The sequence below is a fragment of the Bradyrhizobium sp. P3_C3 genome, assembly GCF_056402655.1.
The window spans coordinates 176456-199044 of the sequence record NZ_JBFUGY010000012.1 but is presented as its reverse complement, the minus strand read 5'-3'; the positions used below and the strand labels follow the sequence as shown (position 1 = coordinate 199044).

Here is a 22589-nt window from a genome sequence, read left to right as displayed (position 1 = left end):
AGGCCGTGCTGCGCCGCTCGGCGCCGAAGGACCCGACCGTCGCGCCGAAGGAGAACAATGCCAAGGCGCTCGACCGCGGCCTGCTGCGCATGGACCCCGAACGGCACACCTGCACCTGGAAGAACGAGCCGGTGGCGCTGACCGTCACCGAATTCCTGATCCTCCAGGCGCTGGCGACCCGGCCCGGCGTGGTGAAGAGTCGCAACGCGCTGATGGACGCCGCCTATGACGACCAGGTCTATGTCGACGACCGCACCATCGACAGCCACATCAAGCGGCTGCGCAAGAAGTTCAAGGTGGTCGACAACGAGTTCGAGATGATCGAGACACTTTACGGCGTCGGCTACCGCTTCAAGGAAGACTGAGGCTCACGCGCCTTCACGAAAGACTGAGAGCATGCCGGTTCTCGTTCCATCGGGACCGGGATGGCTCTAGCGATAGGAGATTTTGCAGGACGCCCTCAAGGTCGGCGTCACCCTCATCCGTCTCGCGCAAGGCGCAACCGGCGCGCGCGCCGAAGTCTTCAAGTGCCAGATAGATGTCGCGGTCGAGGCGGTCGGCCGGCACGATCGAGGGCAAGGAACGCATACGCTACTCCGATGCAAGTGCGGAGAGACGGCCCCGGCTGACAGGGGAGTCAATGAGGGAGGCCGGGGCCGCTCCGCCAGCTCTGCCGGTGAGCAAGCGATGACTCAAAATTTCGGGCCCCTTTTGGTTCCTCTTCCCGAACAACTACCGACCTGCCACCGGGAAACTTCTGTAGTGGCCCGTGCGCAACCCCGGTGCCTCCCAGTCAGGCTTGCCTATCCAGGCCGCCCCACCGGAACGCCTTACAAATGTTATTGATGAAACTGACGTAATCGGGAAAACTTGGCAAAACCGGGGACGCTGGCAGATTTCATTTCGAAAATTTTTGAAACCCGGAAGTGAGGGCCGCTGTACACAAAGCCGCGGCCCTTTCTTGTCCGCGACCGCACGTGCTTCGTCGGCGCTGGCCATGTTGCCTAATTCCGAAGTTAACAATTGGGAGGCGAAACCAAGCCGCGCTGATAGTAGTTACCCTATATCACAGAACGATCCGTGGCTTTTATCTGTGATGAGAACGCCCGGTTAGCGCTCCCGCCTTCCTCTCAGGAAAGGAGCGCCTCGTGCCCCGGCGGCGGCGTTTCAAACAGATTTTGACCCTCAAAGAACGTCTGGAGCAAGAGGTCACTCGCCTTCGCGTGCAAACGGCTGCCTTGCCACCCTTCCCAGAGCGCGAACGGCTTCTGCGCAAGGCCGGCCAGCTTGAGTCGGCATCGCACATCGACCAGTGGCTCTCATCTCCCAGTCTGGCGTCTCCGGAATGACGCGAAAGCAGCCTCACATCGTCGTCGAGGTCAGGAATCCTTCATCGTTCTCAGGACGTGGGAGCATAATTGTTTTTGAATTAGCCGATGAAGATGCGGCCCGGAAGGTGGCTCAGCAAATCGCGCGCGAGACGGGACGTTCCGTCACCGTCCGCGGTGAGGATATGGGGGTGATTGATGTTATCCCCGCCGTCAAATCAAACTAGCTAGCTAGCAAAACGTGGAACCGGATAAGCAAGACGTCGCTTTAAGCGGATGCCTGGTTTCTATTTTGATTTGTCCCGCGACGATGGCCCGCCGGCTCGCAGTGGCGGGCCTTTTTGGAGCAACCTGAGCAATATTGAACAGCGAGACCTTTCGCGGTGTGCTCGGCTTTTTGTCTGGACGCCCTGCGAAGCCATCTCGCGCTGCGTTCTTCCTCCAAGGTGGCCCTGGCTCTAGCCCTGGGCCGGGGCCACTTTGCATCGACCGTGGTGTTTCGGTATTCCACCGCCAGCACCGAGAAGAGAGGCGGTCTGCCCATGTCCGACAACGAACCGCCCTCAAAGCCCCAGCTTCCCGAGCCGCTGCGCGAGGAGAAGGCCCGGCAGATCATCTAAGAGTACATCCATACCCAGCGGGCCATCATCGAGAAGATCCGATGGTAGTGTCTCAGTTTGAATTGTTCTTGATGAACCCTATCGCCGTGTCGCGATGGTGGTCCTCATCGGCTGGACAGGCAAAGGTCGTCCGGCTGGTCCAGCGTCCACAACTGCCGCAGAAGACGCTGCCGCAGTCATTGCATCTGAAGATTTTGAAGGAACCTTCAGGAATCTTGCTACAGGCAGGACAGCACTTCATTGCTCGCATACAGGACTTCATCCCTTGCGAATATAGTAGGTCTCAGTGTGAAATTTTCGGCTCACTGGGCAGCGCTACCAGAAGGCTTCGCGCCAAGATCTTTCCGCAGTTGGGGCACTCAAAGCTGAATAGATCGCGGAGCGGACTTTCCATTTCGATCCCGAACAGGCGCATTTCCACCTTGCAGGTTGGACAGAGTATCAGCGGCTCGATTTCGATCGGTTCAGTCATTGGCGCACTCCCTTGCGAAGCTTACCGCTCAATCTGAAGTTAACGCGGGCGCTGGCGAAGCACCGTAGGAAAAGAAGAATGATGGCGGACCCACTTTCGGGTTTCGGGACAAATCCAGCCAATGACTTTGGTGATGCGTCCGTAGTTTCCGAAAGCGAGCGTCCTCAGTCGGCCGTCCGCTCACCGACCGGGTCAAGCTTGGGGACAATTACATCATACTTGATACTTGAACGCGACGCCCTCAGGATCGTTCTGCTGGCGGGTGCCCCGTTAGTCCGAAAATAGAACGCTGCCGGGCTCGAAATACATGTCCCGGCAGCGCCTCATTCTCAAACTGAGCACTGAAATCCCAGTTAGATCTAATTTTGCAATGGGCGTGCCACAGGTTTGTGACTGCGCCCGCGGGCTCACGCGCGGACAAATTATTCGCTAGTCAGCAAAGCCTTAGGCCGGCGCGCCGCCGCGCTCTGGGGATTTCTCCGGGGGGCGCGCGCCAGCTTCGCTTCCTCGCGCCGGGCGATTTTGAGTAATCGCTTTGCCTCCACGCGGAGCGCCTCCGCACGGCGAATAAGCCGATCAGCGGCCGCGCGTAGCTCCTTGATGCGAAACTTGCGGATCTCGCTAGACGTCGCTGCGAGCTTGCCCGACAGATCGCCAGAAACCGGCCGCCGACGCCTTATTTCGCCAGGGCAGTCGTCTGACCGCGGGATGTTTGAACGCATGGGCAAAGCTCCCAGCGGGTTTCTGTCGCGGTGCTGATCGCAGTTGGCGTGCTCGGGCTGCTGGCTGTCGTCATGGAGGCCCAACAGCACGAGCGGAGTCGAATAGGGGCGCCCCGGTTAGACCGGACTTCAGCTGGCGCGGGCCTGATCCGGCCGCCCTAGTAGCCTGCTCAGAGCGCCCTCAGAGCGCCAATAGGTCACCGAGTTGGAAGCCCCACATTCGTTACCATGAAGGCTCTGCTCGCCTCGCATGTATCGTCCCCGGCGCGACTTGGGTAAAGGCTCCCCTTAGGACAATAAGCATTCTGAAACTGCGTACTTATGACTACAGCTTAGAGCGTAAGGATCAGCCAGACCATTAGACCGGCGTTGAGGGCGCCTACCGTGACAATGCCCGCCTGGATTAGCCGCTCGATCATGGCGCGCTCATCCGCTTCGGCGGGGCCTTGTCGTGGAGATCAAGTATTTCGAGCTGGCTCGCGAGCGCGCTCAGGCTTCGGGCGATGTTTCTCAGTTCAGTGGCCTTATTCGCGTCAAGGCCAAGGGCCCCGGCTTTCGCGCGGCACGCTTCCGCTAGCTCTCGATACTCGCCGGCACTGAGCACGAAGGCCCCCCAACCATTGCCTGGTCAGGATACTATGGCTCGAAGTCTGTATTGATTGGGATTTCTAGGGGTACTCCTCCGGTGGGCCAGGCGATCGCGGCACTCATTCTGCTCGCCGCCTGGGCGGTCGAGGCCTGAAATTCAAGCTCAGTATATGCCTCGACATCGCCGGGCAGGGGTCTCCGGCATCTGACAGCAAAAGGCCCGCCGGTTCACGTCGGCGGGCCTAGCACTCCCGGCGCTCTAATCCGCAATTGGATCGGCAGCCGCGAGCATTGGGGGCTGGAAAGCGAGCCGTGCCATGACTCCCATGTACGACATGATCTATTAGCGGACGGCGGGCCTTCATGGAAACGCGCGAGGACTACCTGCTTCGCCTAGCAAGTGGTTTGGAAGGTCTGGCGACGGACGAGCGGCTGATAGTTCGCGACCCATACATTGAGCGCGCGTTCGGCGGCACGCGTGCCCTCGCGATTGCAGAGGCAGGAGTCTTCGCCGGCGCGCATGGGTGCACGTTTCGTTACGACCGCATCAAGCGCCAAGGAGAGTTCACCCGTGCATATCCGGCGGGCGGCAGGGCGTGAACTGGCTCGTCGAGAGCGCGCGCTACTGCCGCTCGTGAGTGGGAAAGCCGCCAGCTAGCCTACAAGTCGACGCCGGCACACCGCCGGCGGTTGAGGCAGAGGCACGAGGTCCGCCGGTTCACCCGCCGGGCCATCTCGTTAAGAAAGACAGGCGACGATAGCGAGAACTACGTCGGCGCCTAAGTCGCCCGAAAACATGGCGAAGGTAAATCCGGCACCAAGGGCGACCGCAATTGCTTTCAGCGTAATCATTTTGAAATCCCCTCGTTAACGAGGGGAATTTGGGCGCGGACTGTTTCGGGATCGCTTCGCGTGACGCAATAAACGGTTTCGTTCACCAAGGCGTTATCCGTAAGCAGGTGTTGAGCACGACGAAAAGGGCCGCAGCGGTCTCCTGCTGCGGCCCTAGCGCAAGGTCAAATAAGGCCGGGTAAAAAGATCTAAGTGAAATATGGAGCCAGCCCCGGCGAGACGATTCTACTGCGGCGCTTCCAGCTTGCAATATGATCTATTTCACAAACGGCTGGATGCTTAACATAGGTGAGGGAAGGCCCGCCGGGGCTGGCTGAGCTGGCGGGCCCTCGCCCCAAGCACAAGACCGCGCGTTCTCCCAACACGGCCCCGTCCCGAAACCGAGACTGTTCGTATTTACTTAACGAGCAGCTAAGAACCACTCAGGAACCTTCGCGGGCATGGAGCATTTTCGAATCGCTTCTGGCCTATCCCCTGGATCGGAAGCTCGGTGACAGCACGGCTCCAGCTTCTGCCAAGGCTGGAGCCGGAGCTTTTTGCAGCCCCCGCAGCTGCCGCATCGGCTCGAAGCTGCTCGATGCTGCGGCACCTGACGGCTCTCAACCGATGCGTGGAAGGCGGCAGGTCGCAAGGCCCTGAACCCACCAACGATCTGGCGCTGATTATCCGCGCCAGATCACTCGATCACATCGTATTCGAACACGACACCTTCCGGGTCGTTCTCCTCCAACCATCGCTCTGCGGCGTCCACCGTTGCGAAAATCTTGATGTACTCGACGTCGCCAACCTTCTTGGCGGTATTGACGTACACGAAGACGGTCGTTGGTGTCATTGGTCTCTCTTCAGCTTGCTGCGACGGCCCATTGAGTGGCGGCCGCTTGGTGCAAGCGCACAGAACTGGTTGCCGGTTTTCCTATAACTTATGACCACCGAGGCGACGTCATTACCGCCGAGGTAACTCCAACGGCCCGGGCCTCCACCAATGAAACTTTTGGTCCGAGCGGGAATTGTGCTACCGGCCAAATCTTTCGTTTCGGAGGATCGGTATATGGCCAATTCTGTTCGCCACCCATGGACCTCAGAAGACCTTGAGAAGCTCAAGGCGATGGCCGGGAATCACCGCCGCGAAAAGATAGCCGCTGAATTGAACCGAGGCGTCTCGTCGCTGGCTGTCAAGGCGCATCAGCTCGGTATCTCTTTGCGATACCACGCGATGCCAAAGCGTCGACCTTCAGCAGCCGAGGCAGCGCCGGACCATTGACTCGATTGTTTTCGCTAACCTGCGTTGCGCCGTCAGGCGACACCGCGCAAGGGCAGGGCCAACTGCTCCACACCTCAAAAAACCCCATTGGCCGGGGCCGTTTTTAAATCCACGGTCTGCCAAAAAAATGCGATTAGGTCAAAGTTGCTTCCTTTTCCCCAATAACCAAGCAGATTATGGAAATCACTACAGGTTGCATAAGCAGGGGGCGCTTATGGATTGGGCGGAACGAACTTATCGGTTCGCTTTTGTTGCGGTCGATCTTCAGTGCTTTAGGGTTGGTATGGATGATTCTATCGCTGTGACCCGTGCCACGGGGGCCTTTGGCCCGTATCGTGCGGTTTGGTCCTGGTGCGTGTCGTTCGCTTGGATTGCGCTCGTCGCGTTTGCTGCTTACGCAATCGCTAAGCTGCCCTGGTGACGCCTTAGGCAACGCGGGGGCAATGCAGGCGCTCAACCCAACGGCCTTTGTGCTCAGCGTGCCACCGTTGCCAATAAAACCCAGCCGACGATATCGACAGCAGTCATAGACCGTACCCTCAAGATTATCAGGGTAGTGCCTCGCCCCGAGCGAGAAACCCATTACGGGCAACCGTGGCGGGTTTTTTCGTGCGGCAACTGAGTAGCGGGCGGGGTTGAGGGGGTGGCTTAGTTTGGGAGTGGTTGATTTATCTCCGGCAACTTCTACGAGGTGATCAAAATCGACCATAAGTCCGGTATCGTACATGCCAAACTAGCCCCATCACCGCGCAGCCCCCGGCATCTATCGGTGATGAGAACGCCATCACGCGCTCCCGCCTCCTTACCTTTGGACAGGAGATGGCGCTATGCAGCACCGACGCCGCATCGAGCAAACTACATCCCTTGAAGAACGCCTTGCCGAACAAGCCCAGCGGCTCCGTCAGGCGGCCAAATCGCTTCCGCCAGGTATTGAGCGGGAGCAGGCGATCCGCAAAGCTCGGCAAGCCGAGACCGGCGCTCACATAAGCGAGTGGTTGACCTCGCCGGGTCTGGCTCCACCGAAATGATCGGATACCACGCCTACCTCATAGGCTCGGATGGTCACATTCAACAGCGGATCGACCTCCTCTGCGATGCCGACGAGGCCGCAAAGGAACAGGCCGAACAGTTTGTAGATGGTCATGACGTAGAGCTGTGGCAACTCAACCGCAGGATTTGCGAGTTCAAAGCCAAAGAGTGAGGCCACCTCAGTTGGCGTTCGTTGTCGCCGACCGACCGCCATGAAAGACTGACGGTCGCGTCTCGGAGGGAATACCGATGCGCCTGGCATTGCCTTATCTGGGAATTGGTTTCTGCGCGCTTCTCTCGGGCTGGTTGTTCTTTAACCTGATCTATTGAGTGAGTAAGCCATCGCCCGAGCTTAGCAAGCGCACGTAAGTCCCGCTCTCGTGCAGCTGGAGCCAGCCGCGCTCGATCGCGTGTTTGAGCCCGGCGCCGAGCTCGCTGCCACTGCCCTTCAGCTTGAACAAAAAAGGGCGCGTTGATCCTCTCGATATAGATTCTGCCGTCCTGGACGGCCTCGACGCTCGTTGCGATCTCGACGAGCTTGCGCGCGGCTGCCTCCGGATTTGCGTATGGTCGTTCGTCGGCGTGCTTCATCGGCGAGTCTCGTTGGCCGCCTGCGCGGCGGTGATGTGCGCGGTGCGGGTAGCTCGCCGCCAGTTTCCAGCTGTCGAATGTGGTCCCGCATCCTTAAGACCTCGTTGTAGAGATCGTCGACAAGGGGCCGCCCGCGAGAACCGGCGGGCCTTTCGTTCGGTAGCCGGTGTTATCCCACCCTGCGGTCTTGCAGCTGAAACACACTGCTGCCGGTGAGGAATGCGGCCCAATCCTTCATTAGAGCCCGTCGCTTTTCCAACTTTTGGCCTCGCTGATAGGCTGCGGTGGTCTCGCTCTTGTATTTGTGGGCCAGCGCGGCTTCGCGTACGCCGTCCGGATAATCGGTGCATTCCTCCGCCCAAGTCGCGAAGGTTGACCGGAAACCATGCACGGTCACGTGTCCGTAGCCGAGACGATCAAGCACTGCGAGCATTGCGTTTTCTGAGAATGCTCCGCCATCAGGACCGGCGAAGATCAGTTCGCCTTGTCGACCATCGCGCAGCTCGTCGAGAACCGCCAGGGCGGGGTCGGACAATGGAACGTAATGGTCCTGGTCCATCTTCATTCGGTCGCCCGGAATTTTCCAAGTCGAATTTGGCCGATCGATCTCGGACCACCGCCCCTCGACCGCCTCGTTGGTGCGGCAAGCCGTAAAAATTAGAAAGCGCAACATGGCAGCAGCTCTGCCTGGCGCGCCAGCTAGAAGCTTCAAAAATGCTGGTGCTTCGCCATAGGCCAAAGCGGGATGATGCCGAACGACTCGCTTGGAGCGTTTTGGTAATTTCTCGCGCATCTGCCGCGTCAGTTCGGCTGGGTTGCGGAATTCCGGATCATCGATATCGACGTTCTTTGCGATGATCGTTTCAATTCGCCCACGGACGCGGTTCGCAGTCTCCCGCTTCTCCACCCAGATTGGCTCCAGCAGATCGTGGATGTGGCTTGGCTTGATCTCCGGAATCGTCAGTTTGCCGATGGTAGCATAGGCGTAGCGTTTGAGGGAGGACGGCCATTGATCGCGATGCTTCTCACTCCAGGTCGACCAGTTCGCCCGAATGTAGGCTTCCGCACATTCTTCAAAGGTTGGCAATACCATCTTGGCCACGACGGTTTTTGCCTCGTCGCGTTCTTTTCGCCGTTCTTGAACGATGTCGATACCGGCCGTGCTGCGATCACCTTTAACACGCAGTCGGGCCGCATCTCGGGCAAGCCGCGCATTCTTTAGCGATACCTCCTTCAACGAGCCAAGACCGTGCCACCGCTCTTTGCCGTCTTTCCAATATCTATACGACCAGCTTCTCGACGTCGGTCCTGTAACGATCAAATACAGACCGCCGCCATCGGCGTATTTGCCGGGCTTTATGAGGCCCTCTACGTCGAGTGGTTTGAGCCGTCCAGCCATTGTTCCTCCAAGGAAATCGTCCTCCGAACCCACGGTCTTCAGCTACGGTCAGTGACCCGATTAGGAAGAACACCGACGAACTGCGAAGTACAGTCATTCGGCGTAAGTCACTGAAGTTGCTGTGGAGTTCGAACGACCACGAACAGTGGCGAACAATATACTGGCGGAAGGGGTGGGATTCGAACCCACGGTACCCTTGCGGGCACGCCGGTTTTCAAGACCGGTGCCTTAAACCACTCGGCCACCCTTCCGGACAGAGAATGGTTGTCGCTTAACGCAGTCGACCGCGCAAGGCAACGCGAAGTTGGCGCTTGCGGGGGAAAACCAAGTCCGATGGGGGAACAGGCCGGGAAGGGCGAAGCTCGGCTTCGTCGAGCAGTCGTTCGGCGCGGATTCGCTCACGGTGTGGCTCGGCTTCGTCCCGCGACGACTGGAATGCACGCTGCGCTCAATCGCACAGCGCTTGATCGCCGGATACGTACCGATGGTCGGCGCTGAGCTTGAGCAACGCACTCGTGCTCGCATCCGCCTCATCCGCACGACGCATAGCCAGATCTGCCGTTTTGATAAAGGTTGTATGAAATAGATCACGCAACCCGGAAAGATATTCGCGCCTGCTTCGACGTTGAAGGTGCGTGTTTACGTGACATCACCCAAAAGTTGTGCTTAGTCTCCGGCCGCCTTCTTCGTCTTGCTGTCCGGGGGCTGGAATGGACACCGAAGCATTGACCGTTGCTTATGCGCGCGTGAAGGCGATCCTGGATGAAGCTGCCGGCGACAGCACCGCTGATTATGGTGGCGCTGGACGGTTTTGGGACAAGGGCGCACAGGCGCTGGAGGCGGCCGAGATCTTCGGCATCAAGATGGTTGCTCCAGCGCCGGAGGGCCACGCCTGCTGCATCCCGCCGCATGCGCGCAGCGACGCGTCCGGATTGATCAGGGGATTGCGCGGTGACGCACCGTTCGACGGCGGCCGGTTTCCGGCGCTGCCATGGGGCGGCAAGCGCGTCGCGCCCGCGGACGTCGACCGCATTGCCGACTGGATCGATGCCGGCTGCCCGGATGATGCGACCAGCGTCGCAGTCGAGCTTGCGCCTGGCAAGCCGGCGAAGACTGCGACGGTGAAGGTGAGCGAGATCGCCGAATTTGCGGTCGCTGCCGACGGCTATTCACCGGCCGCGGATGCCGGCGAGCCCCGGCGGCGCATGAACATCGACTGCATGAGCGAGCCGCAGCTCGAACGCCTGCGCCGCGGCTTTCGCCGGCTTTACGATCTCGACCACTGGCCGGAAGACCGGCGCAACTACAACAACCAGGCACTGATCCACCAGAACCATTGCCAGCACGGCTGGGAGCGCTTCCTGCCCTGGCACCGTGCCTATCTCTACGAGTTCGAGCAGAACCTTCAGGACTTCGAGCCCGGGCTGATGCTCCCGTACTGGGACTTCACGATGCCGGAGTACCGGCCGGAGGAGCCGGACAAGGGCCGCATCATTCCGAATTCGATGAAGGCCTATCTCACCGAGGAAGCGGCCGAGACGCTGTTGGCGGCGCTCGACCCGGCGCCGACGGCGGCGCAGAAGAAGGCGATCCTGGCGCTCGCGCATGACCGCGTCACCTTCACCTCACAGCACGGCTTCTTCTGCTACGTCATCAGCAAGATCGGCTATGCGGCTGTCACGCCGGATCCTGACAATGCCAACCGCCAGCGCTTCATTGACGCGCTGCTTCAGTCGAACTCGCTCTGGTATCCGCTGCGCTATCCGGCCGAATATCCCAAGGGACAGACTATCAGCCAGGCGATCAACTATCATTACCCGTCGGCCGACGACATCGCCCAGATCCTGAGCCTCAACAATTTCCGCGACTTTGGCGGCGGCAGCATCTACGACGCGGCGTTCGGGTTCCTCGACCAGAATCCGCACAACACCATGCACATCTGGACCGGTGGGCAGAATCCGGATGCAGGGCAGGCGACCTATGTCTGCAAAGATGCCCCGACCGCGGCGGCTGCGTCGCAATCCGACGCCGAGACCACACGTCTGCGCGCGCTCGCCAAGCGCCGCAACGATGCCGTACAGGTCGGCGGGCGCCGCTTCCATGCCCGTCCGGATCTCTATTCGCAGCCGGGCTCCGGCGACATGTTCAGCAACCTGACGGCCTCCTACGACCCGGTGTTCTGGCCGATCCACGTCAATATCGATCGGATCTGGTGGGAGTGGCAGAAGCTCAATCCGAATGCGCTGCCGGCCGATCTCGATTCCGTGCTGTCGCCGTGGAACTACACCATCCGCGACACGCTCGACATCGCGCCGTTCGGCTACGAATACGTCCGCAGCTCGCATTTCATGCCGGTCGGACTCGAGGCGCCGGTCAGCCGCTTCGTGTCGCAGCCGATCAACGTGCCGCAGGCCGCGCGCAGCTTCAAACGCGCGGAGATCCGCCTGCATCAGGTGCCGCAATTGATGCGCTCCTGCTTCGTGCGCGCCTTCCTGAACGAACCCGGGGCCGACGCTTCGACGCCGATCAAGGGCAATCCGCACTACGCCGGCTACATCTCGATCTTCGGACATGGGGCCTGCTACGGCGGTCCCGGCCATTGCGATATCCCGCCGCCGCAGCCGCGGCGCTTCGACCAGCGCGGGCGCAGCCACAACACGCCACGCGTCCATCGCATCGACGTCACGGCCGCCGCCAGGCAGGCGCTCAAGAAGAAGGGCCCGCTGCAGATCACGCTGGTCGTGATCGGCGGCGACTACCAGGAGGAGAGGGAGCTTCTGAAGCTGGAAGGCGTGTCGATCAGTTTCCTGGATTGAGAAAGCGGCGGGGAAGTCATGGCGACGTATCGAATCCATCCGGGCATCGGCATCGCGCGCCTGGGCAACAGCGACAGCGAATTCTACCTCGCGCCGGAGACGCCCGCGGCGACGCCGCTCGCCTGCGACAGTTTCGGCAATCCCCTGCACGGCCCCGACGGGGTCACACCTGTTCCGGTCAAGACCTTCAAGGATGCGCAGGGCCGCGTGAAGCGGCAGGCCGCGCGCTTCCAGATCTTTGTCTATGACGATGAGTCCCCGGAAGGTAGGCCGCTGGCGCTCGGCGATGCCGTGGAGGGCGGCGGCAATCATGGTGTGCTCGTCGACATCCAGTGGCGCGTCTATGTCGCCAACAAGAAGGCCTCCTGGTACCCGTTCACCGAGCTTAAGGGCGAGCATGGCTACGCGCCCGGCAGTGCGCGCCGCAACGCCGACATCACCGGCCAGGACCGCGACCTGCTCATCATCGATCCCGGCCCGCGTAGCGTGAACGCGACCACCAACCGGCGCGCGCATTTCGATCGCTCGGGCGGCCCCGGCGGCTATGCCACCACGTTCCCGCCCAGGGGCCTCCAGCCGTTCGACATCGACACGCTCGGCGAGATGATGACCGACAACAAGGGCCGCCTGGTCGTGCTCGGCGGTCACGGCAATTCGGGCATGGACGTCAACGGCAGCTTCGGTCCGAAGATCGAGGACTATGCCAACACCGACGGCTGGTACGACGACATCTCCGATGGGCCGGTGATGGCGCGGCTGATCATGTATTCGAAACAGGTCGGCCAGACCCGCTACATCGACGTCGAGTTTCCGGCCTGGGTCGTGGTCGGCTATCCGCGCTTCGTCCCTGAGATCCTCGACATGATCACGATGGACGAGGTGCTGTACGATCTCTATGTGCGCCAGTTCGCCACCGACACCGGCATCTACGGTACGCTCGGCACCTATGACGATCCGCAGCAGATCCCGTTCCGCGACGAGGCGGCGCTGCGTCACTGGCAGGCCGGCCGTCTTGCCTGGAATCGCAACTACCGGCCGTGGTTCTATCGCGACATCTGGCCGATCCTGTTCCGGCCGGATGAATTCAGGTATCTGAACGATATCCTTCAGCAATCGAACTACCCGCACGATCAGGCGCAGCGCGGCACGTTCGATCCGGACAAATTATCAAAGACCCCGAAACGCGCGACGCGGCCGACGGCGACGGCGACACCGTCGGATGCACCGTTGCGCGATGCCAGTCAGGGCGAAACAGTCATGGCGGTGGCGGCGGTCGCAGGTCCGACCCACTATTCCAAGGCCGACGATCCCTACGGACCGATGCGCCGCTTCCTGTTCGATTTGTTGCGCCGTACGGGCGAGGCCAATTCGTTCCAGGTGCAGGACCGGGCATCGTCGCGCGTCCATTCGCTGCCGCTGATGCCATTGTTGTGCGGCGACAATCCGCTGACCAACGAGACGCCGTCGAAGTTTCTTCATCTCACCGAGTACCAGCTCTTCATCCTCGGCCAATGGGCACGCGGCTGGTTCATCAACGAGAAGGAGGAGGGCTGGCTGCCCGACGGCTATTCACCCTTCGCGCCTTATCCGAAGACACCGCCGAAGACCGGCCGCGAGCTCGACCGCGGCGTGCTCAGCAACGTGCTCGGCGGCGCCTTTTGTCCAGGCGCCGAGCTCGGCTGGGTGATGCGCAACCCTTCGATCTACTGGGCGCCGTATCGCATCAACGCCGATCGCAGCGTCTCGGATTTCCTGCAGAGCGCCGCCCAGGCCAATCAGGACCACGGCACCGTGATTGCCGACCCGACCTTCAACGTCAACTCGCCGCTCAGCCAGGACAACGACTTCGAGACCGGTCTTCAGCCGGGTGACCTTACCAAATATATGGGGCTGCCCTGGCAGTCCGATTTCAACGAGTGCACGACGCAGCCGATCAACATCACCTACGCCGACTGGAACAATCTGTGGCCCGACAGCGACAATGACGATCGCTTGCGGCGCGACGAGAAGACCTGGACCACGCTGTGGTGGCCGGCGCATCGGCCGTTGCAGTCGTTCGAGATCGCCTCGGTCTCGAACGGAAAGCCCAATTACGTCTGGACCACTTGGAGCCGCGGCGTCCCGCAAACGCCGGTCGGCGACCTCAAGATGGTCACTGAGTGGTCGCTGCTCGGTTTCATCGTGCGCAATCCCTACGAGCCGGCCGTCAAGCCTGCCGACAGTTATCAAGGGCCCAAATACATCAGCGTCGAGCGAACAACCGGGTCGCGGCCCGATCCCAAAAGCGAGGCATCATGAGCGACAATCCATTCGTCGGACATTGGACCTATCGCAGCCTGCTCAATGATCCCGACGTCAACACGGCCTTCAACAATCTCGAATTCGGCCGTGGCACGATCGAGATCGCGGACGGGCCGATGCAGCTGCTGACCGGAACGATCGGCGGCCCGGGCTGGTCGCTCGCGCTGAAGGGATCGCGCGCCTACGGATCGCCGATGCAGGTGCGCTTCCAGGGCACCGGCGTCGTCGGCGGCGAGGAATGGATCTACGATTATTGGGGCTCGCTGGTGCCAGCCTGGCCCAATGGCGTCGACCAGCGTCCGGCCATCGTCGGCTCGGTGATCCGGACCATCCCGCACAGCGGCGGCTCGCCCGGCACGGTGGCGCCTGCCGGCGTGGTGGCGTCGTTCTACGCAGTCCGGGCCGACTGACCTTGGGCGCGTTCGAGATCATCGTTGCAGGCGCAGGTCCAGCCGGAGCGGCCGCTTCCCGCGCGCTTGCGATGTGCGCGCCGGAGCTTCGGGTGGCCGTGATCGCGCCGTCCGAGCGGCGCGGGCGAGGCGAAGGACGAGGCCAAGAACGAGAAGGACGAGGCGAGGTCTTGTCACCGCTGGTCCAGCCGGTGCTGCAGCAGCTCGGTCTGTGGACGACTTTCCTGGCGCAGGGCTTTGCGCCGTCGCACCGCACGCTCACCTCCTGGGACCAGGCCGGCCTGACGTCGAGCGAATTGCTGCTGGAAGCGCGCGGGCCGTCATGGCGCGTTGATCGAATGGCGTTCGATGGCTGGCTGACGGCGGAGGGTTGCCGCGCGGCCGAGCGCGTCGATGCGAAGGTCTGTCATCTCGCGCGCGAAGCGGACGGCTGGTCGGTCGTTTGCGACGACGGCAACAGCCATTCGGCCCGGCTGATCATCGATGCGACGGGCCGCGCCCGCGCACTCGCCGACCGCCAGGGTTCGCGGGCGAAAGCGCAGGACCGCCTGATTGCGGCCTATGCCGAGGCGACGACATCGGGACCGGCCGCACCGGAACTGCTCGTCGAGGCCTTTGAAGACGGCTGGTGGTACACGATGGCACTCGACCAGGGCAGGCGCGCCTTTGCGTGCATGACCGATGCCGATCTCGCGCGTGGCCTCAGGCTGAACACGCCGGTCGGCTGGCGCAGAGCTCTCGCAAGGACGCAATTCGTCTCGGCGCTCGCGAGCAAGATCATTCAGCTCGATCACCCCCGCCTGATCCCTGCGGGCAGCCGGTACGCCGCAACGACTGCCGGCTTCCATTTCCTCTGTGCAGGCGATGCCGCAAGCGCTTTTGATCCGATCTCGGGTCATGGCGTGGTCAAGGCCATGCGCTCGGGCGTGTTCGCCGCCTATGCCGCCTGCGATTGCCTCGCGCGCGGTGATGCGGCCGCTCTCGATCGCTACAGCGCGTGGGTCGCGCGCGAGGCCGCGGCCTACGCGACGACGCTGAGCGAACACTACGGCAGTGTTTCGCGCTGGTCCGAGCGCCCGTTCTGGCGGCGCCGGCATGCCGACGCGCCTTCACCCAATCCTTCGAGCAGTCTTCTGGAACAGTAGGGCGGACAACATGATGAAGAGCTTCGCGCGAATTGGTCTTGTCATCGCCGCGCTGGGACCGAGCCTTCCAGCATTCGCGGCGCCGGTTCCCCGTGCTTTCGAACCGCCGCCGACGCTGCCCGGACAGGGCAATGTCGTGGCCCTGGAGGCCGGCGTGGCGCCGGCCGTTGGCGGCTGCCGGCCGCAAGGATCGATCTCGCGCAGCGGCTCGATCGTCTCGGTGGTGCTCAACTTCGTGCGCGGCCGCTTCTTCATCAACAACCCGGATCCGACCGATCCGCAACCGGATGGCCTCGACCCCGTCGAGCTGCGCTCCTATGGCGGCTGCAAGTCGGGCCCGGCGATCTTCGTCAAGCCCGGCGATACGCTGCGCGTCGACCTGATCAACCAGCTCGCGAAGGACGACCCTAGCTGTTTGCCCAATCCTCCGGAGGGGCTGGGCTTGCCGGCGTTGGTCGGGTGCTTCAACACCACCAACCTGCACACGCACGGCCTGCACGTTTCGCCTGCCGGCAACAGCGACAACGTGCTGCTCAACATCGCCCCGCAGACGAAGTTTCCGTATGAGATCAACATCCCCAACGACCATCCGGCGGGGACGTTCTGGTATCACGCCCACCGTCATGGCTCGACGGCAGTGCAGGTGGCGAGCGGCGCCTCGGGCGTGCTGGTCGTCAAGGGCGAGCGTCCCTATACGCCACCGTCGCCGCAGAACCCGAAGCCGATTGCCGATATCGACACGGTCCTGCATGACGTCAACGGTGCCCCGTTCAAGGAGCAGCTCTTCCTGTTTCAGCAGATCGCCTATGCCTGCTTCGCCAACCAGCCGAACCAGCCCGGCGGCCCGTGGCAGCAGATCTACACCACGCAGGGACTCTACAACGCCAACAGTCCGGCAAATATCGCCAACGCGCCGTGGACGTGCCCGCTGGCGACGTCAGGCAATCCGGTAAGCCCCGGCGTCGTCGAGAACTTTGGCTTGCAACTGGACTCATCGTCGATCTGGGACACCAATGGCCGCTTCACCAGCGTCAATGGCATCGTGCAGCCGACGCTCACCGTGCCGGCGGGCGAGATCCAGCGCTGGCGCTTCGTGCATGCCGGCATTCATGACACGATTAACATTCAGCTCGTGCGCGCCACGCCGGTCGGCACAACGAACCTGATCGCGACCTCAGCGCTGAGCGGCAACCGCCAACAGCAGAAGGCCGATCTTCTGGCCGCCTGCAACGCCTCGACGGGCACACTGATCCCGCAGTTCGAGATCGCATCCGACGGTCTGACCCGGACCAAATTGCGCACCGTGCACGCCTCGCAGGTCGGCGGCGTGCTCGAATCGAACTACATGCAGCCCGGCTATCGGAGCGACGTCCTCGTCGTATTCCCCACGGACGGGGACTATTGCCTGCTCAACCAGGCGGCGCCGACGGCTGAGCGCGTGTCCAACGGCAATGGCGGCGGGCAGGGGCCGACGACGCCGCAATTGCTGGCCTACATCCATGTGCGCGGAGGGCAGCCCGTGACCGGCGACCTGCGGGCCTATGTCGGCAAGGCGCTCTACGATGCCAATCCGACGCTGCCGGACGCCGTTCGCACCGGGCTGCGTGACGGCGATCTGCGACCGTGGGCGCCATTCGAAAACCTTGCGCCGCCGGCTGCGGGCAGCCAGCAGCAGCAGGCGGCCTTCGCGATCAACTTCCCGGCCTTCACGGTCAACAACGCCTCGTACGATCCCGACGTGGTGAACTTCACGCGCGAGGTCAACACCACGGACGATTGGCTGCTGTCCGCGCAAGGCGAGCCGCACATCTTCCATATCCACGTCAATCCGTTCCAGGTGATCGACGTCACCACCACCAACACCAACGGTCAGCAGATCTCGATCTACAATCCCGACGGCACCTGCAAACCTGACATCGTGTATGCCGACAAGCAGCAACTGGCCAACCAGTATTGCGGCATGTGGCACACATTCCGCGACACGATCATCGTCGAGAACAACTATCAGATCCGCGTCAGGACGCGGTACGACCGCTACATCGGCGAGTATGTCCTGCATTGCCACATCCTGGACCACGAGGACGCGGGCATGATGGCCAACATCGCGATCGTTCCCGACCTCAACGCGCCGGGCGGCGGCCTCGGGATGGCGGGGATGCGCCATGCCAAGCAGCCGACGGCGACACCCGCGGCGACGCCCGTAGGCCACAAACATTGATCGTCACAGGAAGCAGGGAGGATTACGCGCGATGAAGATCGGCATCCCCGTCTACGACGGCGTCGACATGCTCGACGTCGCCGGTCCCTTCGAAATGTTCGACTGGGCGGACTTCGACGTCGAGGTCGTCGCGGCAAAGCCGGGAATGAAACGGTTTCGCAACCGGGGATTTCCGTTCGAGGTCGCAAAATCCTTCGCGGAATGCACCCAGTATGATGCCGTCTGGATTCCCGGCGGCGATCCAGACGCGCTCACCGAGATCATCAACGATCCGCACCGGACCTACGTCCAGTTTCTGACCAGGCAGGCCGCCGGTGCGAAGTACATGTGCTCGGTCTGCGAGGGAGCAATGCTGTTCGCGGCATCGGGCCTTCTCGACGACCACTGGGCGACGACGCACTGGGCTTTCCTGGAATGCTTCCCGACGCTGTTCCCGAAGGTGAAGGTTGCCGACGGACATCCGCGTTTCGTGCTGGATCGCAATCGCCTGACCGGAGCCGGAATATCCGCGGGCCTCGACGAGGCCCTGATGTTGATCACGCTGCTCGGAGGCACGGAGCTGGCGCGTGAGGTTCAGCAGAACACCCAATACTATCCGGACCCGCCCGTCCGCAGCGCGATTCCCGCGGCACCGCAGTGCCCTCTCCCAGGCGTCAAGCCACCGGGGGCGTCGCAATAGGTCCGGCCGAGCGACGAGTGCGTTATCTAACTATCTGATATGTTGAGACTTCAATCGACCGCGCCGGCCTGCCTGGTTCAACTCGTGGAACCGTTTCGCTGCTCGCGCGTTGTCTCCGCATGACCGAAGACCTTTCCTTCCGACGCAAACCCTTGACCCCTGAGCAGCGCCAGGCTCGTGATGCCGCACGCCGGATCGAGGCCGAAAAGGCCATGCGCGATCACGAAGAGGCCCAGAAGGCGTTTTACGCCAATAAGGAACGGCTGAGGGCCGAGCGGCTCGCGCGCGAAGCGGCCGAGGCGAAGGGCTGACCGAACGCGGTCGTCGCCCGCAATCTTCTGAGGCGATCTCCCAACTGGCGACCGGCAGCTAATGGCGGTTGGACATCGCCTTTGCGCTCAAAGCCAGCTTGAGCGCCTGGACGGCGCCGGCGAACGCGCCGCGGGGCGCTTGCGCCTCGATCGCTTCGGCCGCGATGCGACAATCGTCGGCGACCTTGAGCAGCCCGCTTCGCGCGAGGTCCATGGTGGAGAGGGCGGCCTGCTCGAGGCAGACCCGTTCAAGCCGTCGAAACTCCCGCAGCTCTTTGTTCATGCGCCAGCTCTCGATGTCCCCCGGCCCATCCGGCGCCGAGTCTGCTTAACGAACGGTAAACATCTCTGCCTAGCCGATTTGGCTGGCGCGGCGCTGGTGCGTGCCGTGCCCACGCCCGGGCTGCGGTGCACCACCGCGCAGGCTTGACGGCCTCTGCCTTCCGGGAGGAAGATTCACATGATCCTAAACTGACGAGAACCACGGAGACGTTCGCTCCCAGCCAGTCCGATTCTCCTCAGCGAAAACGCATTGGAGCTGACCATGACCACGTTCGACAAGCGCGAGCAGGGCTTTGAGGCCAAATTCGCCCACGACGAGGAATTCATGTTCAAGGCCACGGCCCGGTCCAACAAGCTGCTCGGGCTCTGGGCCGCGGGCCAGCTCGGGCTCAGCGGCGACGCCGCGGCAAGCTACGCAACGGCGCTGGTGACAGACAATCTGGAGAGCCAGAGCATCGACGATGTCGTGGGCAAGGTGTCCGGCGATCTTGCCGCCAAGGGCGTGGCGCGCGAGCAGGTCGCGCAAAAGCTTCAGGAGTGCCTGCACCAGGCGCTCGCGCAGCTCGAAGCAAGCAAACAATAAGAAGGCCGGCCGTTGCCCTCACTCGGCGTGCTTGCGCATTCCGGAGTCGCTGAGCCTGTCGACGTAGGCAATGCCGATCGCCGAGGCGATGAAGGTGATGTGGATCAGGACCTGCCACATGACGCCGGTCTCGGTGAAGCCGGCGCGGTTCGAGCCGAGATTGCCGGCCTCGATGAAGGTGCGCAGCAGCGCGATCGAGGAGATGCCGATGATGGCCATGGCGAGCTTGATCTTCAGGACGCTCGCATTGACGTGGCCGAGCCATTCCGGCTCGTCGGGATGACCCTGGAGGTCGAGCCGCGAAACGAAGGTCTCGTAGCCGCCGACGATGACCATCACGAGCAGGTTGGAGATCATCACGACGTCGATCAGCGCCAGCACGCTCATCATGATCTGCTGTTCGGTGAGGTCGATCGCGTGCCAGGAAAGATGCCAGAGCTCCTTGAGGAACAGCACGATGTAGACGCACTGCGCCACGATCAGTCCGAGATAGAGCGGCAGTTGCAGCCAGCGCGAGCCGAAGATGATCATCGGCAGCAGGCCCAAACGCGGCAACGGCGGGCGGGGTTCGGTGCGCAGTTCGGACTCGGGTCCAGGCTCAACCGACATTCAGGCAGCATCCTCGCGAGCTGAGATGATCTCGCCTTCATGTAACCCGACAAGATGGCCGGTGGAAGACGGCCAAGCCGCTGGCTGCGGCCGGCAGATCGCGCAGTCTCGTGCTACCGTGCCGAACGGCCAAAGAGTCAGGGCTTGAATCGGGAGGCGGGGGTGTCTTGGAGCGGCTTCGGCAAAGGGCTCGGCGGCATCGCGGTCGCCGTCACAATCGTGGTTGGCGCCGGTGGCGCGGAGGTCTCGGCGACGCCGCTGACGCCGTTTCGCTACGAGGCGCAGGCGCAACGTCATTGCCCGCACGATCAGGTGGTCTGGCTCGATTTCAGGAAAGGCATCTACTACGGCAAGGGCCAGAAGCGGTATGGCCAGGGTTTCGACGGCAGCTTCGTCTGCCTGAGCGAGGCCCGCGACAGCCTTTATCGCCGCTCGCTATTGGGCCTGCGCTGAGCAGCGCGTGATTCGGAGGTTTGGGGGACGGCTATTTCCGGTCCGGCAGCTTCACCGGCACGTGCGGGGAGGTGCTGATCACCCGGGGGCTTCCGTCGGGATAGGTGCGGTCGCCGCGGATCAGCGATTCCAGAACCAGAAAAAATTTCTCAGCAAGCATTTGCGTCACCCTCGTTGGTGATGGCCTCTTGAAATGAGTCGAGGCGCCGAACGCAGAAATTCAATCAACTAAACGGGAGCAGGGCAATACCGGACAGCGCTGTATGCTGCATCGCGGTGTAGTTGTGGTTAGAAAGAAGGAGACTCGTGGTGGTGCTCAGGCGAAGGCCAGTGCCACGAGGCTCGAGCAGAGAAGAAACAAGCCGCCGGCGGTCAGTGCCAGGAAGCCATCGGATACGAAGTCATGGTTGCGCATGGGACACCTTCCGCTCTCGTGTTCGATGCTCGGTCGGATCGATTAAGATTGTCCGAACGTGCCGTCTTGAAAGAGGTGATCCTTGCCGTCCGCGCGAATGCCCTCAGGCCCTCGTGCGGTAACCTTCAAACGCATGGGCCAGGAAGATCCCCGCGCTTACCAGACCCATCAGTGCCGAAACCGTCTCGATCATCATCAAATTCCAGTTCGCCCCTGCAACCGAGAAAACGCGTGCGGCCTTGCACAGTCAAAAGAATTCCAGTGAGCCACAAGACAATGGGGGTGGAGTGAGGATTTGGCGCAACAGAATGTCCAGGAGTGGTACAGAGCAGGGTGCCTGCGCTCCGTAGATCAACGGGGGAGAAGCGAACGCCCCGTTTACCATCCCGGCGTGAACGCTGTGGGCTCCCCATTTCCGCCGTGTTCGGGTTGCGTTATCCTTACTGCTTCCGACGCGGTGGTGGGCCGCCTCGGATTTTGGGACCGGACAGCGCTCCCCCGTAGCCAAAGCGGGTTGGGTACGCCTCCGGCGAAGTGGTATTTGGGGCGCATGGGGATCCGACGGTCAGATTCGGTTTTGCGGGCCGCACGCGGTGTTGCCGCGGTCGCGACCTGCCTCGCGCTCGCCAATTGCGCCTCCTCGAACAAGTTCGCCAGCCGGGTCGATCCGAAATACGGCGTGTCCTCGAGCCCGCGGGTCGTGGCGTTTGGGGATCCGGTTCCGAAAGGCGGCGGCACCTACCGCGTCGGCAAGCCCTATGTTGTGGGCGGTCGGACCTACGTGCCGGAGGAGGACGTCAACTACCGCGCCGAGGGTATGGCGTCCTGGTACGGCGACGATTTCCACGGCCGCCTGACCGCCAATGGCGAAGTGTTCGACATGACTTCGCTGACAGCGGCGCATCCGACCCTGCCGATGCCGTCCTATGCGCGGGTGACCAATGTCTCGAACGGCAAATCGCTGATCGTGCGCGTCAACGACCGCGGGCCCTATCACGGCAACCGGCTGATCGACGTCTCGAACAAAGCCGCTGAACTCCTTGAATTCAAAGGCAATGGCGTCGCCAAGGTCCGTGTCGAATACGTTGGCCGGGCGCCGCTGGAAGGCTCCGACGATCGCCAGCTGATGGCGACCCTGCGCACCGGGATCCCGGCGCCGTCGCCCTCGATGGTGCGGGTTGCCTCGGCAAGGCCCTTCGTGCCGGAGCTGCCATCGTCGAACCGCGGCGCCATTCGCGGCGAGGTTCCGACGCCAGAAGGGCGGCCCTACAATCTCGGCAACACCTCCGCCGACATGGCGTCGCTCAACGCGACCTCGGAGATGTCGGCCTCGAGCCGCAGCCGGGGCCGGGGCCGGGCGCTCCAGAACGCGCGCGCCGTGTCCTATGACGAGGATGGCCGCTACGCGACCGAGAACGCGCCGTCATCGGCCGACGGCGCCGCCGAGGCCCGCAGCATCCTGAGCGGCCGCGGCCTCTACTGAGCAGGTACCAAGCCGGCAAATC

The 22589-nt window shown here is 62.2% G+C and carries 23 protein-coding genes and 1 tRNA gene; 15 read left to right on the top strand and 9 right to left on the bottom strand.

Annotated features, from left to right (window positions below; all coding sequences use genetic code 11):
* Positions 1–365 (top strand): winged helix-turn-helix domain-containing protein (locus AC1DW2_RS16255; RefSeq protein ID WP_477006573.1); only part of this gene is annotated, 365 nt, incomplete at its 5' end.
* A gap of 13 nt (positions 366–378) precedes the next feature.
* Here AC1DW2_RS16255 and AC1DW2_RS16250 read toward each other — a convergent pair.
* Positions 379–588, bottom strand: a complete 210-nt coding sequence (locus AC1DW2_RS16250) for a hypothetical protein (RefSeq protein WP_477006576.1) — start codon at positions 586–588, stop codon at positions 379–381.
* 757 nt (positions 589–1345) lie between these two features.
* Here AC1DW2_RS16250 and AC1DW2_RS16245 point away from each other — a divergent pair.
* Positions 1346–1555, top strand: coding sequence for a hypothetical protein (locus tag AC1DW2_RS16245; protein ID WP_477006572.1), 210 nt, complete (start codon positions 1346–1348; stop codon positions 1553–1555).
* A 676-nt stretch (positions 1556–2231) separates the two neighbouring features.
* Here the strand turns inward: AC1DW2_RS16245 and AC1DW2_RS16240 are convergent.
* Positions 2232–2420, bottom strand: coding sequence for a hypothetical protein (locus AC1DW2_RS16240; protein ID WP_038957275.1), 189 nt, complete (start codon positions 2418–2420; stop codon positions 2232–2234).
* Positions 2421–3593: 1173 nt separating this feature from the next.
* Between AC1DW2_RS16240 and AC1DW2_RS16235 the strand changes: the two genes are divergently transcribed.
* A complete protein-coding gene (locus AC1DW2_RS16235) occupies positions 3594–3719 on the top strand; it encodes a hypothetical protein (protein WP_477006571.1) in 126 nt (41 codons plus the stop codon).
* Positions 3720–4093: 374 nt separating this feature from the next.
* Positions 4094–4330, top strand: a complete 237-nt coding sequence (locus AC1DW2_RS16230) for a hypothetical protein (RefSeq protein WP_477006570.1) — start codon at positions 4094–4096, stop codon at positions 4328–4330.
* A 928-nt stretch (positions 4331–5258) separates the two neighbouring features.
* Here the strand turns inward: AC1DW2_RS16230 and AC1DW2_RS16225 are convergent.
* Entirely contained in the window at positions 5259–5414 is a 156-nt protein-coding gene (locus tag AC1DW2_RS16225; RefSeq protein WP_166341775.1) for a hypothetical protein, read from the bottom strand.
* 216 nt (positions 5415–5630) lie between these two features.
* Here AC1DW2_RS16225 and AC1DW2_RS16220 point away from each other — a divergent pair, with 216 nt between their 5' ends.
* A complete protein-coding gene (locus AC1DW2_RS16220) occupies positions 5631–5843 on the top strand; it encodes a hypothetical protein (RefSeq protein WP_157789139.1) in 213 nt (70 codons plus the stop codon).
* 979 nt (positions 5844–6822) lie between these two features.
* On the opposite strand, the gene AC1DW2_RS16215 is transcribed toward AC1DW2_RS16220, so the two are convergent.
* The 3 genes from AC1DW2_RS16215 to AC1DW2_RS16205 form a co-directional block, all read right to left on the bottom strand.
* Positions 6823–6987, bottom strand: a complete 165-nt coding sequence (locus tag AC1DW2_RS16215) for a hypothetical protein (RefSeq protein ID WP_477006569.1) — start codon at positions 6985–6987, stop codon at positions 6823–6825.
* A gap of 645 nt (positions 6988–7632) precedes the next feature.
* Positions 7633–8862, bottom strand: coding sequence for a tyrosine-type recombinase/integrase (locus tag AC1DW2_RS16210; RefSeq protein WP_477006568.1), 1230 nt, complete (start codon positions 8860–8862; stop codon positions 7633–7635).
* 161 nt (positions 8863–9023) lie between these two features.
* Positions 9024–9113 (bottom strand) — tRNA-Ser (locus AC1DW2_RS16205).
* Positions 9114–9572: 459 nt separating this feature from the next.
* Here AC1DW2_RS16205 and AC1DW2_RS16200 point away from each other — a divergent pair.
* The 7 genes from AC1DW2_RS16200 (at position 9573) to AC1DW2_RS16170 (ending at position 18742) form a co-directional block, all read left to right on the top strand.
* Entirely contained in the window at positions 9573–11678 is a 2106-nt protein-coding gene (locus AC1DW2_RS16200) for a tyrosinase family protein (RefSeq protein ID WP_477006567.1), read from the top strand.
* An 18-nt stretch (positions 11679–11696) separates the two neighbouring features.
* The gene (locus AC1DW2_RS16195) at positions 11697–13976 is read left to right on the top strand and encodes a LodA/GoxA family CTQ-dependent oxidase (RefSeq protein ID WP_477006566.1); all 2280 of its coding nucleotides are present in this window, start codon (positions 11697–11699) and stop codon (positions 13974–13976) included.
* On the top strand, positions 13973–14389 hold the full coding sequence (locus AC1DW2_RS16190; RefSeq protein ID WP_071913888.1) for a hypothetical protein: 417 nt from the start codon (positions 13973–13975) through the stop codon (positions 14387–14389). The genes AC1DW2_RS16195 and AC1DW2_RS16190 overlap by 4 nt, the downstream gene beginning before the upstream one ends.
* A gap of 170 nt (positions 14390–14559) precedes the next feature.
* Positions 14560–15534, top strand: coding sequence for an NAD(P)/FAD-dependent oxidoreductase (locus AC1DW2_RS16185; RefSeq protein ID WP_477006565.1), 975 nt, complete (start codon positions 14560–14562; stop codon positions 15532–15534).
* A gap of 10 nt (positions 15535–15544) precedes the next feature.
* Positions 15545–17752 carry a multicopper oxidase family protein gene (locus AC1DW2_RS16180; RefSeq protein ID WP_477006564.1) on the top strand — a complete coding sequence of 736 codons (2208 nt, stop codon included), beginning with the start codon at positions 15545–15547 and terminating at the stop codon, positions 17750–17752.
* A gap of 31 nt (positions 17753–17783) precedes the next feature.
* Positions 17784–18431, top strand: a complete 648-nt coding sequence (locus AC1DW2_RS16175) for a DJ-1/PfpI family protein (RefSeq protein WP_477006563.1) — start codon at positions 17784–17786, stop codon at positions 18429–18431.
* A gap of 119 nt (positions 18432–18550) precedes the next feature.
* A complete protein-coding gene (locus AC1DW2_RS16170; RefSeq protein ID WP_028153368.1) occupies positions 18551–18742 on the top strand; it encodes a hypothetical protein in 192 nt (63 codons plus the stop codon).
* Positions 18743–18800: 58 nt separating this feature from the next.
* On the opposite strand, the gene AC1DW2_RS16165 is transcribed toward AC1DW2_RS16170, so the two are convergent.
* The gene (locus tag AC1DW2_RS16165) at positions 18801–19025 is read right to left on the bottom strand and encodes a hypothetical protein (protein ID WP_247310275.1); all 225 of its coding nucleotides are present in this window, start codon (positions 19023–19025) and stop codon (positions 18801–18803) included.
* Positions 19026–19286: 261 nt separating this feature from the next.
* Between AC1DW2_RS16165 and AC1DW2_RS16160 the strand changes: the two genes are divergently transcribed.
* Positions 19287–19607, top strand: a complete 321-nt coding sequence (locus AC1DW2_RS16160; protein ID WP_063986370.1) for a DUF1476 domain-containing protein — start codon at positions 19287–19289, stop codon at positions 19605–19607.
* An 18-nt stretch (positions 19608–19625) separates the two neighbouring features.
* Here the strand turns inward: AC1DW2_RS16160 and AC1DW2_RS16155 are convergent, their stop codons facing one another.
* A complete protein-coding gene (locus AC1DW2_RS16155) occupies positions 19626–20216 on the bottom strand; it encodes a TIGR00645 family protein (RefSeq protein ID WP_063983282.1) in 591 nt (196 codons plus the stop codon).
* A 162-nt stretch (positions 20217–20378) separates the two neighbouring features.
* Here AC1DW2_RS16155 and AC1DW2_RS16150 point away from each other — a divergent pair, with 162 nt between their 5' ends.
* Entirely contained in the window at positions 20379–20669 is a 291-nt protein-coding gene (locus AC1DW2_RS16150) for a hypothetical protein (protein WP_477006562.1), read from the top strand.
* 31 nt (positions 20670–20700) lie between these two features.
* Here AC1DW2_RS16150 and AC1DW2_RS16145 read toward each other — a convergent pair whose 3' ends face one another.
* Positions 20701–20829: a hypothetical protein gene (locus tag AC1DW2_RS16145; protein ID WP_256374848.1), complete on the bottom strand. Its 129-nt coding sequence runs from the start codon at positions 20827–20829 to the stop codon at positions 20701–20703.
* An 805-nt stretch (positions 20830–21634) separates the two neighbouring features.
* Here AC1DW2_RS16145 and AC1DW2_RS16140 point away from each other — a divergent pair.
* The gene (locus AC1DW2_RS16140; RefSeq protein WP_259257579.1) at positions 21635–22567 is read left to right on the top strand and encodes a septal ring lytic transglycosylase RlpA family protein; all 933 of its coding nucleotides are present in this window, start codon (positions 21635–21637) and stop codon (positions 22565–22567) included.
* Positions 22568–22589: the final 22 nt, after the last annotated feature.

What these genes read in the sequence shown, in the direction of transcription:
- AC1DW2_RS16250 (WP_477006576.1), bottom strand. Translation starts at nt 588, where the DNA reads ATGCGTTCCTTGCCCTCGATCGTGCCGGCCGACCGCCTCGACCGCGAC.
- AC1DW2_RS16245 (WP_477006572.1), top strand. Translation starts at nt 1,346, where the DNA reads ATGACGCGAAAGCAGCCTCACATCGTCGTCGAGGTCAGGAATCCTTCA.
- AC1DW2_RS16240 (WP_038957275.1), bottom strand. Translation starts at nt 2,420, where the DNA reads ATGACTGAACCGATCGAAATCGAGCCGCTGATACTCTGTCCAACCTGC.
- AC1DW2_RS16230 (WP_477006570.1), top strand. Translation starts at nt 4,094, where the DNA reads ATGGAAACGCGCGAGGACTACCTGCTTCGCCTAGCAAGTGGTTTGGAA.
- AC1DW2_RS16225 (WP_166341775.1), bottom strand. Translation starts at nt 5,414, where the DNA reads ATGACACCAACGACCGTCTTCGTGTACGTCAATACCGCCAAGAAGGTT.
- AC1DW2_RS16220 (WP_157789139.1), top strand. Translation starts at nt 5,631, where the DNA reads ATGGCCAATTCTGTTCGCCACCCATGGACCTCAGAAGACCTTGAGAAG.
- AC1DW2_RS16215 (WP_477006569.1), bottom strand. Translation starts at nt 6,987, where the DNA reads ATGACCATCTACAAACTGTTCGGCCTGTTCCTTTGCGGCCTCGTCGGC.
- AC1DW2_RS16210 (WP_477006568.1), bottom strand. Translation starts at nt 8,862, where the DNA reads ATGGCTGGACGGCTCAAACCACTCGACGTAGAGGGCCTCATAAAGCCC.
- AC1DW2_RS16200 (WP_477006567.1), top strand. Translation starts at nt 9,573, where the DNA reads ATGGACACCGAAGCATTGACCGTTGCTTATGCGCGCGTGAAGGCGATC.
- AC1DW2_RS16195 (WP_477006566.1), top strand. Translation starts at nt 11,697, where the DNA reads ATGGCGACGTATCGAATCCATCCGGGCATCGGCATCGCGCGCCTGGGC.
- AC1DW2_RS16190 (WP_071913888.1), top strand. Translation starts at nt 13,973, where the DNA reads ATGAGCGACAATCCATTCGTCGGACATTGGACCTATCGCAGCCTGCTC.
- AC1DW2_RS16180 (WP_477006564.1), top strand. Translation starts at nt 15,545, where the DNA reads ATGATGAAGAGCTTCGCGCGAATTGGTCTTGTCATCGCCGCGCTGGGA.
- AC1DW2_RS16175 (WP_477006563.1), top strand. Translation starts at nt 17,784, where the DNA reads ATGAAGATCGGCATCCCCGTCTACGACGGCGTCGACATGCTCGACGTC.
- AC1DW2_RS16170 (WP_028153368.1), top strand. Translation starts at nt 18,551, where the DNA reads ATGACCGAAGACCTTTCCTTCCGACGCAAACCCTTGACCCCTGAGCAG.
- AC1DW2_RS16165 (WP_247310275.1), bottom strand. Translation starts at nt 19,025, where the DNA reads ATGAACAAAGAGCTGCGGGAGTTTCGACGGCTTGAACGGGTCTGCCTC.
- AC1DW2_RS16160 (WP_063986370.1), top strand. Translation starts at nt 19,287, where the DNA reads ATGACCACGTTCGACAAGCGCGAGCAGGGCTTTGAGGCCAAATTCGCC.
- AC1DW2_RS16155 (WP_063983282.1), bottom strand. Translation starts at nt 20,216, where the DNA reads ATGTCGGTTGAGCCTGGACCCGAGTCCGAACTGCGCACCGAACCCCGC.
- AC1DW2_RS16145 (WP_256374848.1), bottom strand. Translation starts at nt 20,829, where the DNA reads ATGCTTGCTGAGAAATTTTTTCTGGTTCTGGAATCGCTGATCCGCGGC.
- AC1DW2_RS16140 (WP_259257579.1), top strand. Translation starts at nt 21,635, where the DNA reads ATGGGGATCCGACGGTCAGATTCGGTTTTGCGGGCCGCACGCGGTGTT.